The following is an 18134-nucleotide window of genomic DNA, read 5'->3' as shown; positions in this document are numbered from 1 at the left end:
TGGCGGCTGCCCGCCCTAAAATTTACTGCGTTAAAAGTTTTAGATTGCCGTCAAAGCCGTGCTGCCTTCAGCCGGTTGATCAATCGGATTGGAATATCCGACTTTCACATCCAGGCCCAGTGACTGCATTTCTTTCACAAGCACGTTGAAGGATTCCGGCACGCCGGCTTCCAGGCTGTTGTCGCCTTTGACGATGCTTTCGTAGATCCGGGTGCGGCCCTGCACGTCGTCGGATTTGACAGTGAGCAATTCCTGGAGTGTGTAGGCTGCGCCGTACGCTTCCATTGCCCACACTTCCATTTCGCCGAAGCGCTGGCCGCCGTATTGCGCCTTGCCGCCCAGCGGTTGCTGGGTAACGAGCGAATAAGGTCCAACTGCGCGGGCATGAATCTTGTCGGCCACCAAGTGACCCAGCTTCATCATGTAAATATAACCCACGACGATTTCCTGGTCGAAGATGGTTCCCGTGCGGCCATCAATCAGCTTGATCTTGGCGTGCTCCGGCAAACCGGCTTCCTTGAGGTAACCGCGAATCTCTTTTTCCTTGATGCCGTCGAAGACGGGCGTCGCGAACTTGAGACCCAACAGTTTTGCGGCCCAACCCAAGTGCGTTTCCAATACCTGGCCGACGTTCATGCGCGAAGGCACGCCGAGCGGGTTCAGGACGATGTCCACCGGGTTTCCGTTTTCGAGAAACGGCATGTCTTCTTCCGCCACGATCTTGGCGACGACACCTTTATTGCCGTGGCGTCCAGCCATTTTGTCACCGACCGAAAGCTTGCGCTTGGAGGCGATATAGACCTTGACCGATTTGATGATGCCGGTATCCACACCGTCGCCGGATTCCGCGCGCTCGATTTCTTCGTCGTACTGCATCTGCAAGTCGTCAAATTTCTTTTTGAAGCTGCCGATGATTTCATTGATCTTGTTGCGGATGGGCGAGGGATCAATTTCAATGCGATCATAGACCGTCGCGAGTTTGCGCAACAGTGTCTTGGTGATCTTGCGGTTCGCCGGGATGATGATTTCGCCGGTCTCGGAATTCACCACGTCGAGCGGAATTTTTTCGCCGAGCAAAATATTGCTCAACGCTTCCGTCAGTTGCTCGCGCAATTCTTCCGTCTTCTTGCGATGCTCTTCTTCCACTTCTTTGGAATGGCGCTTCTCTTCAGAGACAACCGCCTTGGCGTTTTGGTCCGCTTCTTTTTTTGCGGAAACTTTCACGTCCATGACGATGCCGTAAGTGCCCGAGGGAACTTTCAGAGAAGTGTCTTTTACGTCCGCGGCTTTTTCACCGAAGATGGCGCGCAGGAGGCGTTCTTCCGGGGCCAATTCCGTCTCGCTCTTGGGCGTGATCTTGCCGACAAGGATGTCGCCGGGTTTGACTTCCGCGCCGACGCGGATGACGCCGTCGGGCCCGAGGTTCTTCAACGCTTCATCGCCGAGGTTCGGGATGTCGCGCGTGATTTCTTCCGGTCCGAGTTTCGTGTCGCGAGCACCCACTTCGAATTCATCAATGTGAATCGAGGTAAAGATGTCGTCCTTCACGATGCGTTCGCTGATGAGGATGGCATCCTCAAAGTTATAACCATTCCACGGCATGAACGCGCAAAGCACGTTGCGGCCGAGCGCCAATTCTCCGCCCTGGGTGCAAGGACCGTCGGCAATGACCTGGCCTTTTTTCACGGTCTCGCCTTTGCTCACCAGAATTTTCTGGTTGATGCAGGTGGCGGCGTTCGAGCGCATGAATTTACGGATCTGATAGACGTAAATTCCGTTCTCGGGACTGTGTTTCAATTTCTTCTTGGTCTCGGGCAATTTTCCGTCAGCAGTGATGATGACCTGGTTGCCGAGCACGGACGCGACTTTGCCGGCTTCTTCCGCGACGATGACCGCGCGGGAATCCTTGGCAACACGATCTTCCAAACCGGTGGCGACCAGCGGCGACTCGGTGATGAGCAGCGGCACGGCCTGGCGTTGCATGTTTGAACCCATGAGCGCGCGATTCGCATCGTCATGCTCAAGGAACGGAATTAAACTCGCGGCGACCGAGACGAGCTGCTTGGGCGACACGTCCATGTAATCCACGTCTTTGTGTTCGACGTCAATGAAGTCTCCCTTGCCGCGGCACATGACGCGCTCGGTCAGGAAGTGGCCTTTGTCGTCAATGACGGCATTCGCCTGCGCGACGACGAAAGTCTCTTCGCGGTCGGCGGTGAGGTAATCAATATGGTTGGTCACGCGGCCATTTTCCACTTTGCGATACGGCGTTTCGAGGAAACCGAAATCATTGATGCGCGCAAAAGTCGCGAGCGACGCTATCAAACCGATGTTCGGGCCTTCCGGAGTTTCCACCGGGCAGATGCGTCCGTAATGGGAAGGATGCACGTCGCGGACCTCAAAGCCCGCACGATCGCGCGACAAACCCCCAGGTCCGAGCGCAGACAACCGGCGCTTGTGGGTAAGCTCGGCGAGCGGGTTGATCTGATCCATGAACTGCGACAACTGGCTCCGGCCAAAGAAATCGCGGATGACCGCCGAGAGCGCTTTCGGATTGATAAGCTTCTGCGGCGCCATGCTTTCCATGCCTTGATCAAACAAGGTCATGCGTTCTTTCACGAGACGCTCAGTGCGGGCCAAACCGACGCGGCATTGGTTCGCGAGCAATTCGCCAACAGTACGGACGCGGCGGCTGCCGAGATGGTCAATATCATCAAGACTGCCTTCGCCTTTTTTGAGGCGGAGCAAATATTTCGTCGCAGCCACGAGATCTTCCTTGGTCAGGATGCGGGAATCGCCGCCCTTGATGCCAAGTTTCTGGTTGATCTTGTAACGACCGACGCGGCCCAAATCATAACGCTTGGGATCGAAGAACAGGCGCTTGATGAGCGCGCGAGCGTTCGCGGCCGTGGGCGGATCGCCAGGGCGCAAACGGCGGTAGATGTCCTTGAGGGCTTCTTCCTCGTTCTTCGCGGGATCTTTCTTCATGCACTTGATGATGATCCCCTCGTCCGAAGTGGTATCCACGACTTTGATCTTCGTGATGCCCAGTTCGGAAATCTGTTTCACGACCGCTTTGGACAGCGGCTCGAAAGCGCGGGCGACAACAATTCCCTTGTCGTTGTCCAACGCGTCTTCGATCAAGACCTTGTTCTGCAAGTCTTCGAGCTTTTCCGCTTCCTTTACGCTCAATTCTTCGATCTCGTAGAACAGCTTGAGGATGTCGGCATCCGAGCCATAACCAAGGGCGCGGAAGAACGTCGTCGTCAAAAATTTGCGGCGGCGTTTTTTACGATCGAGATAAACGTAAAGCAAATCGCTGGTGTCGAACTGCGCTTCATACCACGAACCGCGGTCCGGGATGATGCGAAACGAATGAAGTTTCTTGCCGTTCGGATGCTGCGTCTCTTCAAACGCGAGACCGGGCGAACGATGCAACTGGCTCACAATAACGCGTTCGGCGCCGTTGATGACGAACGTGCCTTGCGGCGTCATGAGCGGCAGTTCGCCCATGAAAACTTTTTCTTCCTTGGCGCCTTTTTCTTCCTTGAGCAGGAAGGTGACGTACAAGGGCGCGCCGAAGGTCAACCCTTCGCGCAGGCATTCGAGCCAGTCGAGCTTCGGCTCGCCGATTTCGTAGCTATGAAAATCGAGAACGCATTTGCCATCGTAACTTTCGATGGGGAAGACCTCGGTGAAAACCGCCTGCAGCCCAAGGTTCTTGCGCTTGGAGGGGGCAATCTCCGCCTGCAGAAATTCCTTGTACGAATTGGTTTGCAATTCGATCAGGTTCGGCGGGGCGATGATTTCTTTGATCTTACCGAAGTTGATGCGTTCAGTTACTCGCGATGGCATTTTGGACCTTTACAATATTAGCCCGGCTACGGCGCCAGACCCTTTGTTTTCAATAAACGACACAAGGCAAGCACCCTGTGTTCAATTTCACAGAGACTTGCCGGACAAAAACCGCTCGCGCGGCTTCGTTAATTTTTACTTTGATAATCTGCTTCTTCCGGCTCGATTTGCAAGTGGCCGCCGGAACCGGACGACAGGCCAAAACAGGGCGGCAGGAAAAACCCGCCGCCCCGATAAAGCGACTGATTACTTGACTTCGACTTTGGCGCCAGCTTCTTCGAGCTTCTTCTTGGCGGCATCGGCGTCGGCCTTGTTCGCGCCTTCCAGCACGGGCTTCGGAGCGCCTTCCACGAGCGTCTTGGCTTCGGCCAAACCGAGGCCGGCCTTGACTTCGCGGACGACCTTGATGACGGCGATCTTCTTGTCAGCCGGAGCGGACACGAGGATGACGTCGAACGCGGTCTTCGCTTCAGCGGCCGGGGCGGCAGCGCCACCAGCGGCTCCACCGGCAGCGGCGACAGCAACGGGAGCTGCGGCAGTAACGCCCCAGGCAGCTTCCAATTGTTTCACCAATTCAGCGGTTTCGATTACAGTCAATTTTCCGAGTTGTTCTACGAGTGATGCTAATTCAGCCATGTTACCTTTCGTCTCGTCGCCATCCGCGGCCGCAGATATATTAAGCTTACTGCCAGCAAGCCGACGATTTACTTTGTTGTTGTTGTTTTTCCCGCCATCATTGGCTTAAAACGATGGCGAAATCTTTTCGCGGGCCAATCGCGGCCCGCAATATAATTGCTTATGCGCCTTTGTCCACCCGGGCCTGCAACACGCGCGCAAGCTGGCTTCCGGGAGTGTTCAACAAGGCCACGAGCTTGGTCGCCGGGGCTTGCAACACGCCGAGGAACTTGCCGCGCAACACTTCGATGGATGGCAAGTCTGCCAGCGCCATGAGGTCGGTGGATTCTAAACGGTTATTGTTCAAATAACCGAAACGGACTTTGAGTTTCTCAAATTCCGAGTTGAAAGTCTTCACGACTTTCGCGGCGGAAGAAACGTCGCGCTGGCCGGTCACCACGGCAACCTGGCCATCGAGCGAGCCATTCAATTCCGCAACGCCGGCTTCTTTGGCCGCGAGGCGGAAAATCGAATTCTTGACGACGTGAATCTCCGCGCCGGCCTTGTGCAGGCGTTTGCGCAGTTCGGTGATCGGACCCACTTTGAGGCCCTGATAATTCACCACGATGAAGAAGGGCGAGGCATTAAGCCGGGCCAGATATTCTTTAGTAAGATTTTGTTTTTCGGCACGCATGTGATCTGGAAAGTTAGGGGTTAAGCGGTGGCCAGGAACTCACGCACATCAATGCGCACCGGAGGACTCATGGTAGCGGAAAGTGTGCAACTTTGCAAGTAAGAGCCCTTGACGCTCGCAGGACGCGCCTTGGCAACAGCTTCGATGACCACGCGGGCATTTTCCGCGAGTTGAACGGGAGTGAAGGACGCCTTGCCGATGGGCACATGCACATTGCCGGCTTTGTCGAGCTTGAATTCCACGCGGCCTGCTTTGACTTCTTTCACAGCTTTCGCGGTGTCTTCGGTCACAGTGCCGGTTTTCGGATTGGGCATCAAACCGCGCGGTCCGAGGACTTTGCCGAGCTTGCGGACTTCAACCATCGCGTCCGGCGTGGCAATCGCGACATCAAAGTCGTTCCAGCCTTCCACGCACTTCTTGATCAATTCTTCGTAACCGACAAATTCAGCGCCAGCGGCTTTGGCGGCATCCGCCGCTGCACCGTTCTTGGCGAACACCAAAACTTTGACGGTCTTGCCGCTGCCGTGAGGAAGCGGAACCGTGCCACGAACCATCTGGTCGGATTGCTTGGGGTCAACGCCGAGCTTGAACGCGACTTCGACGGTTTCGTTAAACTTGGCCTTGGGAAATTTGGCCAGCACTTCGACGGCATTCTTAAGGGCGTAGGAAACTTTCGCATCCACGGCCTCGAGTGCCTTTTTATATCTTTTACTTGGATTTTTTGGCATTCAATGTGTTGCGGTGCAAACGAGTTTTGAGGCTCTCCCGCGGTTTATTATTTACTGCTTGGAACGGTTGAAACGGTATTAGTTGCGGCGGGCTTCATCGCGGTTTTGGCGTCGCACGAGCCGCCATCACAGCATGAACCACCATGACCGGTGGTGCAACCGGCTAACAACAAACCGAGCAGGGCGAACCCGCACAGGCCTTTGATGGTTGGTTTCATGCGACGATCAATTAAAATCAGCCCACGACGTCAATGCCCATGCTGCGCGCCGTGCCCGCGACAACGCGGAAGCTGGCTTCGTCAGAAATGGAATTCAGGTCTTTGCTCTTGAGCTTGACAATGTCCATGACCTGTTTGCGCGTGACTTTGCCGACCTTTTCCTTATTCGGCGTCTTGGAGCCGGAGGTAATGCCGGCGGCTTTCTTGAGCAGGATGGACGCGGGTGGCGACTTGGTGATGAAAGTAAACGATTTGTCCTGGAATACCGTGATGACCACGGGAATCACCAGACCGGCATCCGCCTTGGTCGCGGCGTTGAACTCTTTGCAAAACGCCATGATGTTGACGCCGTGCTGACCGAGCGCCGGGCCGACGGGCGGGGCGGGATTGGCCTGCCCGGCCGGGATTTGCAACTTAATCTGTCCTGTAACTTTTTTTGCCATAAAATTCTCTTAGGATTTTTCGACCTGCCAATATTCCAGTTCCACCGGCGTATTGCGTCCGAAAATGTTCACGGTCACTTTCAACTTGCCACGATCCGGTTCGATTTCTTCAATCACACCGCTGAAGTTGAGGAACGGACCATTGTTGATCTTGATCGTTTCGCCCACTTCAAAATTAACCTTCGGCTTCTCGCGCTCTTCCGAGTCCGAAATCTGCGCCTTGATGGACTCCACTTCGTCAGCCGGAGTCGGCATTGGCGGATCACCCACAAAACCGATCACGCCTTGCGTGTCTTTGATGAAATACCAGGGCTTCTCGATGATGCGCTTGTTATCATCCAACAGCGCCATGTCCACAAACACATAACCGGGCCAAAGTTTGCGCGTCGAAACCGTCTTCTTCTGGTTGCGCACTTCGACAACCTTTTCCATCGGTACCAGGACCTCATGGATATACTCTTCCATCTCTTCGGCCTTGATCCGTTTTTCGATGCTTTCTTTAACCTTCTGTTCCTGTCCGGACAGAGTATGAATGACAAACCACTGGCTAGGCATAGATAAAGGGTGCGTTTAAGTGATCCAGCGGACGAGCATGGCGAACACAAAATCCACCGCCATGGTGAAACCGCCAATGATGGCGATTGAAATCATTACCACGACGGTCGAACCTTTCAGTTCGTCCCACGTCGGCCACGTGCATTTTTTTAACTCTTCGCGGGTGGATTCGACGTACGCGGATAGACGCAGCAACTGTCCCGACCACCAGAGGAGGCCGAATGTTACCGCGACGACGACGATAAATGCTATTAAACTATAATTCACAAAACTCTTTCCTGGCGGAGGGGGAGGGATTCGAACCCCCGAAGGTTTTTACACCTTAACGGTTTTCAAGACCGCCGCGATAGACCACTCTGCCACCCCTCCAGCTTTTCGTTTTGGCAGGGCGGGAGGGACTCGAACCCCCAACCGACGGTTTTGGAGACCGCTACTCTACCAATTGAGCTACCGCCCTACAAATTCGCCAGTGGCTGGCCCTTTATCATTATTAATTCAGACTAAAAAACGGAGGCGGGAGGTTCGCTCCCGCACTCCATATAATTAAACGCTTGGGTTAAGCCAAAACTTCACTCACGCGGCCGGCGCCAATGGTGCGCCCACCTTCGCGAATCGCGAAGCGTTGGCCTTTTTCCATGGCCACCGGGGAGATCAATTCGACATCCACCGAGACATTGTCGCCCGGCATAACCATTTCAACGCCCGTCGGCAAGGTCACATTGCCCGTGACATCGCTCGTGCGGAAATAGAACTGCGGACGATACTTGTTGAAGAACGGGGTATGACGGCCGCCTTCTTCTTTGGACAGCACATAAACTTCCGCCTTGAACTTCGTGTGCGGAGTGATGGAACCGGGCTTCGCCAAAACCATGCCGCGCTCGACTTCTTCCTTTTTGGTGCCGCGGAGCAGGACGCCGACGTTGTCACCAGCGCTGGCTTTGTCCAGCAGCTTGCGGAACGCTTCGATGTCCGTCGCGGTCGTCTTGCGGGTTTCGCCAAGGCCGACGATTTCAACTTCGCTCATGCGATTCAACTCACCGCGTTCGACACGACCGGTCACGACCGTTCCACGACCTTCAATGTTGAACACGTCTTCGATGCACATCAGGAAGGGCTTATCAATTTCGCGCGTGGGCAGCGGAATGAACGAGTCCACGGCATTCAGCAAATCCGCGATGGCTTTTTCGCCTTCGGGCTTCGCTGCGAGCGCAGCCGTCGCGCTGCCGCGGATGATCGGCGTGGTGTCGCCAGGGAATTGGTATTTGCTCAGCAAATCACGGATTTCCATCTCGACGAGGTCGAGCAATTCCGGATCATCAACGAGGTCAACCTTGTTCAGGAAAACCACGATCGAAGGCACGCCGACCTGGCGGGCGAGGAGAATGTGCTCGCGGGTCTGAGGCATCGGGCCGTCAGCGGCGCTGACGACGAGAATCGCCCCGTCCATCTGCGCGGCGCCGGTGATCATGTTTTTCACATAATCAGCATGGCCGGGGCAGTCAACGTGAGCGTAATGGCGCAGCGGGCTTTCGTATTCCACGTGCGACACCGCGATGGTCACCGTCTTGGTATCATCACGGACGGTGCCGCCCTTGGTGATATCGGCATAGGAAATCGCCGGAGCCAGACCTTTGCGGTGCTGAACCTCAACGATGGCCGCAGTGAGAGTGGATTTGCCGTGGTCAACGTGGCCGATGGTGCCGATGTTGACGTGCGGTTTCGTTCTTTGAAAATTTTCTTTTGCCATTACTCGATCTCCTGATGTTGGTTATTTTCTATCTAATTTTTTACAACTTAAACAATCAAAACTGCTCAAAACGTCCAAATTTGGAGCCCATGATCAGGATTGAACTGATGACCTCGTCCTTACCAAGGACGTGCTCTGCCAACTGAGCTACATGGGCATAGCCAAATCTCTAAATACATCCTGACACCCAAAAAACGACAAAAACCCATTCCCCTGGCTTTTTCTTCAAAAACCCTCAGGGGCTGTGTTTTTATACTGTTTACGGCCCAAAGACTGTTATCCAAAATATCAGCGTTGAAATTTGTGTCAATGGCTTTTCACAACTTTTTTGACAATTTTTTCGCCAAAAGCCATCGCTCATCGTTTGCGCCACTCCGTTTTCGGTGGTTCCGGCAATCCCTGGGCGCGCAATGCCGTCCGAAAATGCATTTTAGCCACTTTTGACAGGTTTTCGACACCGTGACGGGCGATGAAGTCCTTCGCCGCCTTATCCACCGCCGCCGATGCGCCTTTGGGCAAGGGCATCTCAAATTGCTTCTCCAAATCGCCCAACCGCTTCACAAATTCATTCCGTGCCAAAATCGAAGCCGCCGCAACCGCTATATCTGATTCAGCCTTATGCCTTTGCACTAATTCAATCTCACGGCCAAGGGTCATCAAAGCCTTGCCAACCACATCTTTGCTCGACGCAAATTGATCGCTGATGGCCCGAACCGGTGGTGGAACCATACGATGCTTCTGCCCCATGAGATTCTCAATCACCCGCGCATGACCCCATGCCAGCACCGTATTGACGCTCCGCATTTTCAAGTAAAGACGATTGTAAGCCTCGTTGCCAATCGGAACCACCGAAGTCACGCACCCCGGCGTATCCACAATCAACTCCGCCAGCTCTTTGATTTTTTTATCGCTCGAAATATTTTTGGAATCGCGGATGCCCGCGTCCTCCCACGATTTGATCACCGCCTCGTTCACATACACACCCGCGATGCACAACGGCCCAAAGAAATCGCCCTTGCCGCTTTCGTCCACGCCGAGCCGCGCCATGAGCAATTCCGGGTTCAACACCGCCTCGTAACCCATCCGCGCCTCCCGCAAAATCTCCGGCTCCAGGACAAACTCGATGAACTCCTGCGTCCCCTTCCCTTGCAACACCAGCTTGCCGCTCTCGTAAAAAACCACCTGCACCGTGTCATTCGCACCCGCGTAACGCGCGTACGGAACCTCGCGAAACTTGAAGCCATGCTCCCGCAAATAACCACGCAACGCCTCCGCCTGGTCATCAGTCAGCTTGCAAGTATAACTCGTCAACGGTTTCACAAATTTTTTATCGGTATCCGTAAAAGACAACAACCGATATTGCCCCATCGTAGTCACATGCCGTAAGCTCTGCAACTGTGAGAAAGAAAATTTAAGCGGAGGCCAAAAAATCTGAGACCTGCTTTACGATTCGCCATGGTAAATCTGGCGATTTGCCCTGAACAATGTTCTAAGCGATGTACTTTCAGACGTTCTCAAAGATTGCCCGCCGCATATTATTATCATAACCTCACAAGATGTCCGATGCCGTAAAAGCCAGCGCCAGCGCCACTCCAGCCCCCCTGGCCTTGCTGCTGCGCGTGAACCTGCTGCAATCCTGGCGCCGCCTCAAGTCCGTGCGCGACCAGTCCCGCCTGCTCACCGCGCTCATCATGGCGTTCATCGTAGGCTACCTCGTGCTTTCCTTCTGGCTGTTTTTCAAAGGGCTGAAATTCGTCGGCGCATTTCCGGGTTTGGGCACGGTGCTCACGGAGCGGCTTTTGTATCTCCTGTTCGCGTTTCTTTTCGTGCTGCTGCTGCTGAGTAATCTCATCATCAGCTACACCAATTTATTTCGCAATCGCGAGGCGAGCTACCTCATGTCCCTGCCGATTCCCGCGCAAACGATTTTCCAATGCAAATTTTTTGAATCCACACTGCTCGCGTCGTGGGCGTTTTTATTTTTGATCGCGCCGTTGCTCGCGGCATTCGGTTTGACCCGCGATGTCGCCTGGCATTTTTACCCGGTGACGATGCTTTTGATTTTGCTGTTCATCGTTTTGCCGGGCGTGGCCGGCTCGTGGGCGGCGTTGAATCTGGCGCGCTATCTCGACCGCCGGGCATTTCAAGTGACGGCGCTTGTCGTCGCGGTTGTGGGATTGGGGTTCGCCGCATTCTATTGGCGTTCGCAACCGGTCAGCGACGAAATGTTGGAAACGCGCGTGCTGGCCGTGCTGGACCAACTGCTGCAAAAAACGCGCTTCGCCCAATTTCCGTTTCTGCCGAGCTATTGGCTTTCCACGAGCGTGCTGCAATGGGCGGAAGGCGCGCTGACGCTCGCCGGATTTTTCGCGCTCGTGCTCCTGAGCAATGTGCTCTTCTTCGGCTTCCTGGCATTCACGCGGCTGGGCAATCTTTACTACGACGCCGCGTCACGCGTGCAAAGCCGCGCGAGTGTCTGGGGCCAATGGGAATGGTTTCGCGAATCTGCCCAGCGCAAGAAAAAATTTACCTACCCCATCGGCATCGGTGAAAAACTTGTGCATCAACTTCGCTGGCTGGAACCCGACACGCGCGCGTTGCTGGTCAAGGATGCGCGCATGTTCTGGCGCGACACCACGCAATGGGGACAGACCGTTTTGCTGTTCGGCTTGCTCGGCGTTTACGTCATCAACGTCCGCCATTTCACGAGCCAGTTTGTGAACCCGTTCTGGATCCATTTGGTTTCGTATCTCAATCTTGGCGCGTGCTCGCTCAACCTCGCCACGCTCACCACGCGTTTTGTTTATCCGCAATTTTCGCTCGAAGGACGGCGGCTTTGGATCATCGGCATGGCCCCGATGGGACTCGCGAAAGTTGTGAAAGCAAAATATTGGCTCGCCAGTTTTTCATCCCTGATCGTGACGCTGACGCTGGTCATATTATCGAGTTGCCTGCTGCGGATGCCTTGGGATCGCGTGATGTTTTTCGGTGCGGTGATCACGGTGATGACCTTCACGTTAAACGGTCTCGCTGCCGGTCTCGGCGTGCTGTATCCCAATTTCAAGGAAGGCAACCCCAGCAAAATCGTCAGCGGTTTCGGCGGGACGTTTTGCCTCGTGCTCAGCTTTCTTTACATTCTCGGCTCTGTGCTCGTGCTGGCGTTCGGCTCGGCGGAAATGCGCACACACGCGCCCTCACAAGGCTGGGCGGCGTTCAGCGTGACCGTTTTCTTCGTGCTCTCCTTCGTGCTCGGCTGGGTGCCGTTTCGTCTCGGCCTGCGGCAGTTGCAACATTTCGAATTTTAATCAGCGGCTGGCGAATTTCTCCAGCGCCATAAACAACGCACTTTTGTCCGCAAGGTGCTCGCACTTCTCCGCGCCAGTTACCAAGCCAAAACCTTCCCCATAAGCCCGGCCATTCGCCACGCTGGCATTCGTCCGGCATTCCGCCATTTGCCGCTCAGCCAGACCGATGACGCTCGCGCGATTTCCTTCCACTTCAAATTTCCAACCGACCAATCGCGCTAAGGGATACCATTCGCGCAAGCTCGCGATGATCTTCGGCGTCGGCACCAATTCCGCGAGCAGCGCGCCGTCACGCGTCGCGATCTTGCCCGACTTGATTTCGGCCATCTCCCCGTTTTGGCTGCGCAACCAGATTTTTCCGAAAGAATAATCGCTGACCGCCGCCGCGTGAAAAACCGCATCCACCTTGCCGCGTGAAAGCGATTGTAATTGCGACATCAAATTAGCCGTGGTCGTGAAAGCTTCAGTTTTATACGAATTACTCGTCACCCGATAGGTAGCTTGTTCACCGAGCAGAAGCGTCACTGAATGGCCACGGCTCGCAAGGTAACCGGCGAGTTCGGTGCCCAGACGGCCCGTGGAAAAATTCGTCAGCCGGCGGACATTGTCCAGCGGTTCATAAGTGGGCCCGGCAGTGATGACGCAATTCATTGCGCGAAGCCTAGCGAAAGCTGCGGCAAGCGAAAATAAAATTTGGGAGCCACGAATGACCACAGATTATTTCACACACCGCTTTCCTCAATCCTCCAATCGTGGCAGCATGTTCCGCGATGAGCAAAATTGTCGGCATTGATCTCGGCACCACCAATTCGTTGGTGGCCACGGTGGATTCAGGAATCCCCATCGTCATCGCGGATTCTGATGGCCAGCGGCTGACGCCTTCTGTGGTGTATTTCGCCGCCGAGGCCGGGCCGATTGTCGGTCACAAGGCGAATCGCGTGCGCGTGCTCAAACCGTCGGAAACGGTTTACTCCATCAAGCGTTTTATGGGGCGGCGCGGCAATGAAATTGCGCGCGAAGAAATGCTGGTCACCTATCCCGTGCACGGCGCGGGTGCGGGGCCGGTCACCGTGACCATGCACGGGCAATCGCGCACACCCGAGGAAATCTCCGCCGAGGTCTTGAAAAAATTACGGCGCGATGCCGAAACTTTTTTTGGCGAACCGGTGACGCGCGCGGTCATCACCGTGCCCGCCTACTTCAACGACGCCCAGCGCAACGCCACCAAGCACGCGGGCGAATTGGCCGGGCTCACCGTCGAGCGTATCCTCAACGAACCCACCGCCGCCGCACTGGCATACGGTTTGGATAAATTGAAGGAGCACGCGCGCATCGCAGTTTATGACCTCGGCGGCGGGACGTTCGACCTTTCGATTCTCGAATTGAAAGATGGCGTGTTTCAAGTGTTGTCCACCAATGGCAACACGCGTCTCGGCGGCGATGACCTCGACAAACGCATCATTGAATTTTTAGTCGCGCAAATAAAAAACGCGGGCGGCCCGGACGCCGCAGAAAATCTCCCGCTGCTTTCGCGCATTCGCGAAGCGGCGGAACAGGCAAAGATTCGGTTGTCCAGCGAATTGGAAACTGAGATCGCGTTGCCATTTATTACTCCCGATTTCAGTTTTCATTATAAACTCACCCGCGCCGAACTAGAAAATTTGACGCGCGAAATCATCGCGCGAACCCGGCCCCATTGCTTGCGCGCGCTGGCGGATGCGAAGCTTGAAGCCAAGGATTTGGATCAGGTGATTCTCGTCGGCGGACAAACGCGCATGCCGCTGGTCCGCGTGATGGTCACTGAAATTTTTGTCTGCGTGGAATTCGAAGAGACGCGCGGCAGCATCCGCCTCGGCACCGAATATCATCGCCCGGTGGGCCCGCTGCTAAACACCTCGCAAAATCCCGACGAAGCGGTCGCGCTCGGCGCGGCGATTCAGGCGGAGATTTTGTCCGGCGGATTTAAGAATTTATTATTGCTGGACGTGACACCGCTTTCACTGGGCATTGAAACCTTTGGCGGGCTGATGAACGTCATTATCCATCGCAATTCCACGATTCCTGTGAAGGCGGGCGAGATGTTCACCACCGCCGTGGACAATCAAAAAAACATGCTCATCCATGTGCTGCAAGGCGAACGCGAACGCGCAAAGGACAACTGGAGCCTGGGCCGTTTCACGATTGATTTTGAATCCGCGCCCAAAGGCGTGCCGCGCATCGGCGTGCAATTCGAGATTGATGCCAACGGGATTTTGCACGTGCTCGCGCGCGATACCAAAACCGGCCGCCAAACGGTGGTGGAGATGAAATCCGCCGTGGATGTGGACGATGCGGAAGTGCAACGCATGGTGGAGGAATCCGTCGAACACGCATTTGAAGATCTGGCGGCGCGCCGCTGGATCGAGGCCGCATTGCGCGCGCGAGAAACTTTGACGGCAACGCGCAAAGGCTTGGTGGATTGTGCCACAGAACTCGACGAAAATTACCGAACACAAGTCGAAGCAGCTTCAAAGAACGTGGATGATGCCCTCGCCACCGAAAATCCCAGCACAAAAATCGGCGATACCGCAAAACTCCAGGCTGCCAACGCCGCATTGGACGAAGCGACCAAGCCACTGGCCGAATTGCTGATGGATCGCGCGATGGAAAGCATGTTGCGCCAGCGCGGCCTGATTCAATAATCCGTTTTCATCTCCCATCGGCATTGCCTCACGGCCACGCTGTAGGACGAACTCGGACAACTTTGCCAGAATACTGGCGACAGTGCGAGCGTCAAAAATGGATTAGAATCGAGCGAAGCACCATTACAAGTGGGTTGGGAAGTAACAAAATACATTGATTTATGTGGCTGTCGGCTATATTTGATAGGCAGACTTTATTCGCGGAGAGGTTCTCCGATTTCCGCCGCCCGGCAAACCGCGAAAGCAAATTTTACGACCGCATGACCGAATTATTTGTTTCAAGACGCCAAACTTGTTTAGCAGTCCAGCCGCGCCGGGCACATTCACTTCCTCATATCTCGAATGAGCCGTGCAAACTGAATGCAGTTGCACTTTGTCGTCATTTTTTGAATAATTAAAAAACCATCAACGGAAAATCCATTGAGCAAGCTATCAACAGAGCTGCATGAAGCAGCGGTAAAGCGGAACATCGAAGGCGTGCGGACGTTGCTCAAAGCCACGCCGGCCATGGTGCATATCCGCGATGAAAAGCAGCGCACCGCCTTGCAACTCGCCGCGCGCGGCGGCTGCCTCGAGGTCGTGGAATTGCTGGTGGCCAGCGGCGCAGACGTCAACACGACCGACGAAAAATTTCAAACACCGCTCCAGATGGCGTCGTATTACGGCTTCAAGGAAGTAGTGGCGCTGCTTCTGTCGAAAGGCGCGCTCGTCAATGCCGCGAACCGCTGGCAAATTACTCCCCTTCACCTGGCCGCCAACTTTGGCCACAAGGACGTCGTGGAATTGCTGCTCGATAATAAAGCCGACGTCAACGCGCAGGAGAGCAAAGGCCAGACGCCCATTTATCAGGCTGCGAATTACGGCCACAGCCGCGCGGTAAAAGTTTTGATCGCCCGCGGCGCAGAGGTAAATGCTCGCGATAAGATTGGCGCGACTCCCCTGTTCGCCGCGGCGGCTTACGGTCAGCGCGCGGTGGCGGAAATTTTGATCGCCAACCAGGCGGACGCGAATGCCGCTGACAAGGGTGGCTGGACCGCGTTGCATCACGCCGCGAGTTCCGGGCATTTGTCAGTCACGGAATTGTTGCTCGAAAATCGCGCGCGCGTGGATGCCTTCGACAAGCACGGCGTCACGCCCCTGCACATCGCTTGCCGCGTCGGCCATGCGCACATCGTCAAGGCGCTGCTCGACAAACGCGCCGACATCAACCGCAAGAATTATCCCGGCCGTTCGCCGTTGCACATGGCCGCCACCTGCGGACAGCCGGAGGTAGTGGAGTTGCTGCTCTCGCGCCGCGCGGATGTGAACGCGCCGGATTACAGCAACAAGACTTCGCTTTACTACGCACGCAACAATGAGCACGAAACGATTGTTGAGTTGTTGAAAAAATACGGCGCTCGCGAATAAGTGTTCGTCATTGAATGGGCCGCAGTTTCATTATGCAAAATCCCCCACCCCGGCGCGTTGCCCTCAGCCAGCTCATTTCTCCAACAATGATCAAACTGCATTTGGCCGGCGCCACCCGCGAGGCTGTCCTGACCGAACTCGTGAGCCAAATCCCGGAGATCGCCGACCGTCCCGAGGCTCGGCAAACCTTGTTGCGCGCGCTCGAGGAACGCGAACAACTGCACAGCACGGGCATCGGCGATGGTGTTGCCCTGCCGCACGCGCGCAATGCGCTGGTGGGATTGGTGGATCATCCGATCCTCGTTTTTGGCCGGCACGATACCGGAATTCCTTACGCCTCGATTGACGATTCGCCCGCGCAATTATTTTTCCTGCTCATTGCGCCAACGGTTACCGAGCACCTCGCCATTCTCGCGCGCATCAGCCGCCTCCTGCGAAATCCGAAGTTACGGAAAAGTTTGCTGATGGTGGACAGCCCACAGAAAGTCATCACCCTCATTCGCGAAGCGGAAGCGGAAAGTTAGCCTCATGCGCCGCCAGGAAATCCCTGCTGGCGCAACGCTTCAAATAAAACCAGCGCGGCGCAGTTCGATAAATTCAACGAGCGCGATTCCAGATTAAACATGGGAATGCGCAGCCAGCGCTCGCGATTCTGCTCCAATAATTGCCGCGGCAACCCCGCCGTCTCGCGGCCGAACACCAAATAGTCATCCGGTTCAAAACGCGCCTCGGAATAAATTTGCGGGCCGTCCGATTCCACAAACCAAAGACGAGCGCCCGCCGGCAGTCCTGCTTGAAACGCCGCCCAGCCCGCCCAGCGTTCCCACTCGACCTGCCGCCAATAATCCATCCCGGCGCGCTTAAGCTGTTTATCGCTCAGATCAAATCCAAACGGCTCGATGAGATGCAGGCGCGTCTTTGTGGCAGCGCAAAGGCGCGCGACATTGCCGGTGTTCGGCGGAATTTCGGGTTCGACGAGGACGATGTTCATGCGGACATCAGCGGCAAATTTCTCTGTCCACCGATGCGTGCAAAATTATTTCGTGGATACAGCGGCGGTCGGCGGTGAAGGCGTAATCGTGTTGGCTGCGTCGGTGTCGGCATCGCGCACGAAGTTTTGGAGGATGGTCAGGTAACCGTCAAGCATATCACCGGCGTCACTGCCAAATTCTTTTTTCGCGCTGTTGATCTGGTTGATGGCCGATTGCGCCTGGTTGCGCAGGTCGCGGATGGACATGCTGCCCGATTGGAGACCGCCGATCATCTCATTGAATTTTTGCGCGGCTGCAGGACTGGACTTGCCGAAAATTTGCTCCTGCACTTGATCAATCAATCTGGGATCCACGCCTTGCTGGCGCATTTGCTGAACCACCGCATCGGCCTGGTTGCCTGGCGCGGCGTCGTGGCGGACAGGAGCAGCCGTTGAAGCGCCCGAAAGAATCAGGGGAGCCGCGACTAAAGTTCCGTTGGTCACGGGCGGCTTGGTGACGACCACGGATTTGGTGATGACTTCATTCAAGGTGATCTGCGCGATTTTATTCCGCGGCAAGGTGACGCGTCCCTGAATTTCGCTCAGAAATTCCATGTTCGTTTGCGTCATCGAAATAACTACACCGCGATAATGATCACCATTGGTCAATTCAATCATATCAGCGCGCACCGGTTGAGTGAAGGTTGCCACGGCCAAGCCAAACATGATGATTGTCACAAGCGAATGGTAAAATGGACGTGCCGGGCACGAAGTCGAAGAAAACGAGATCATATATATATGGCGTTGAGATTTACGGCTGAGCCACGATTTGTTCCTAACATCACTTTGGCAGAAAATATGAAAAAAGCAATTCGCCATTGGCCATCTGTCCAAAATTATTTAGACAAACGTGTTT

17 protein-coding genes and 3 tRNA genes are annotated in these 18134 nt (G+C 55.2%); 4 read left to right on the top strand and 16 right to left on the bottom strand.

The window, feature by feature from the left end; all coding sequences use genetic code 11:
- Positions 1-39: 39 nt before the first annotated feature.
- From rpoB to rnhC, 13 genes are all read right to left on the bottom strand, one after another.
- Positions 40-3855 (bottom strand): DNA-directed RNA polymerase subunit beta, encoded by a 3816-nt coding sequence (gene rpoB / locus VH413_09560; protein HEX3798934.1) that lies wholly within the window; start codon positions 3853-3855, stop codon positions 40-42.
- 246 nt (positions 3856-4101) lie between these two features.
- Entirely contained in the window at positions 4102-4491 is a 390-nt protein-coding gene (gene rplL, locus VH413_09555; GenBank protein ID HEX3798933.1) for a 50S ribosomal protein L7/L12, read from the bottom strand.
- Positions 4492-4651: 160 nt separating this feature from the next.
- Positions 4652-5164 (bottom strand): 50S ribosomal protein L10, encoded by a 513-nt coding sequence (rplJ, locus tag VH413_09550; GenBank protein ID HEX3798932.1) that lies wholly within the window; start codon positions 5162-5164, stop codon positions 4652-4654.
- Between the two features lie 20 nt (positions 5165-5184).
- Positions 5185-5892: a 50S ribosomal protein L1 gene (gene rplA, locus VH413_09545; GenBank protein HEX3798931.1), complete on the bottom strand. Its 708-nt coding sequence runs from the start codon at positions 5890-5892 to the stop codon at positions 5185-5187.
- Positions 5893-5939: 47 nt separating this feature from the next.
- Entirely contained in the window at positions 5940-6110 is a 171-nt protein-coding gene (locus VH413_09540; protein HEX3798930.1) for a hypothetical protein, read from the bottom strand.
- Positions 6111-6127: 17 nt separating this feature from the next.
- On the bottom strand, positions 6128-6553 hold the full coding sequence (rplK, locus tag VH413_09535; GenBank protein HEX3798929.1) for a 50S ribosomal protein L11: 426 nt from the start codon (positions 6551-6553) through the stop codon (positions 6128-6130).
- Between the two features lie 9 nt (positions 6554-6562).
- On the bottom strand, positions 6563-7108 hold the full coding sequence (gene nusG, locus VH413_09530) for a transcription termination/antitermination protein NusG (GenBank protein HEX3798928.1): 546 nt from the start codon (positions 7106-7108) through the stop codon (positions 6563-6565).
- A gap of 15 nt (positions 7109-7123) precedes the next feature.
- Entirely contained in the window at positions 7124-7375 is a 252-nt protein-coding gene (secE, locus tag VH413_09525) for a preprotein translocase subunit SecE (GenBank protein ID HEX3798927.1), read from the bottom strand.
- Between the two features lie 12 nt (positions 7376-7387).
- Positions 7388-7477: transfer RNA gene (locus tag VH413_09520), tRNA-Ser, on the bottom strand.
- Between the two features lie 12 nt (positions 7478-7489).
- A tRNA-Trp gene (locus tag VH413_09515) sits at positions 7490-7565 on the bottom strand.
- Positions 7566-7664: 99 nt separating this feature from the next.
- Entirely contained in the window at positions 7665-8855 is a 1191-nt protein-coding gene (gene tuf / locus VH413_09510; GenBank protein HEX3798926.1) for an elongation factor Tu, read from the bottom strand.
- An 81-nt stretch (positions 8856-8936) separates the two neighbouring features.
- A tRNA-Thr gene (locus tag VH413_09505) sits at positions 8937-9012 on the bottom strand.
- A gap of 200 nt (positions 9013-9212) precedes the next feature.
- Positions 9213-10175 (bottom strand): ribonuclease HIII, encoded by a 963-nt coding sequence (gene rnhC / locus VH413_09500; protein HEX3798925.1) that lies wholly within the window; start codon positions 10173-10175, stop codon positions 9213-9215.
- A 236-nt stretch (positions 10176-10411) separates the two neighbouring features.
- Between rnhC and VH413_09495 the strand changes: the two genes are divergently transcribed.
- Positions 10412-12160 (top strand): hypothetical protein, encoded by a 1749-nt coding sequence (locus tag VH413_09495; GenBank protein ID HEX3798924.1) that lies wholly within the window; start codon positions 10412-10414, stop codon positions 12158-12160.
- Here VH413_09495 and VH413_09490 read toward each other — a convergent pair whose 3' ends face one another.
- Positions 12161-12811: a phosphopantothenoylcysteine decarboxylase gene (locus VH413_09490; GenBank protein HEX3798923.1), complete on the bottom strand. Its 651-nt coding sequence runs from the start codon at positions 12809-12811 to the stop codon at positions 12161-12163.
- 119 nt (positions 12812-12930) lie between these two features.
- Between VH413_09490 and VH413_09485 the strand changes: the two genes are divergently transcribed.
- The 3 genes from VH413_09485 to VH413_09475 all read left to right on the top strand — a co-directional run bounded on the left by VH413_09485 (position 12931) and on the right by VH413_09475 (position 16772).
- Positions 12931-14841 (top strand): Hsp70 family protein, encoded by a 1911-nt coding sequence (locus VH413_09485; GenBank protein ID HEX3798922.1) that lies wholly within the window; start codon positions 12931-12933, stop codon positions 14839-14841.
- 420 nt (positions 14842-15261) lie between these two features.
- Positions 15262-16248: an ankyrin repeat domain-containing protein gene (locus VH413_09480; protein ID HEX3798921.1), complete on the top strand. Its 987-nt coding sequence runs from the start codon at positions 15262-15264 to the stop codon at positions 16246-16248.
- Between the two features lie 14 nt (positions 16249-16262).
- Positions 16263-16772, top strand: a complete 510-nt coding sequence (locus tag VH413_09475) for a PTS sugar transporter subunit IIA (protein ID HEX3798920.1) — start codon at positions 16263-16265, stop codon at positions 16770-16772.
- 2 nt (positions 16773-16774) lie between these two features.
- Here the strand turns inward: VH413_09475 and VH413_09470 are convergent, their stop codons facing one another.
- Both VH413_09470 and VH413_09465 read right to left on the bottom strand, forming a co-directional pair.
- On the bottom strand, positions 16775-17239 hold the full coding sequence (locus VH413_09470; protein HEX3798919.1) for a tRNA (cytidine(34)-2'-O)-methyltransferase: 465 nt from the start codon (positions 17237-17239) through the stop codon (positions 16775-16777).
- Positions 17240-17284: 45 nt separating this feature from the next.
- Positions 17285-18010, bottom strand: coding sequence for a hypothetical protein (locus VH413_09465; GenBank protein ID HEX3798918.1), 726 nt, complete (start codon positions 18008-18010; stop codon positions 17285-17287).
- Positions 18011-18134 lie beyond the last annotated feature (124 nt).

It is taken from the genome of Verrucomicrobiia bacterium (assembly GCA_036268055.1).
Lineage (GTDB): Bacteria > Verrucomicrobiota > Verrucomicrobiia > Limisphaerales > Pedosphaeraceae > DATAUW01.
Note: the sequence above shows the minus strand (reverse complement) of the source record. Positions and strands in the feature narration are given on the sequence as shown.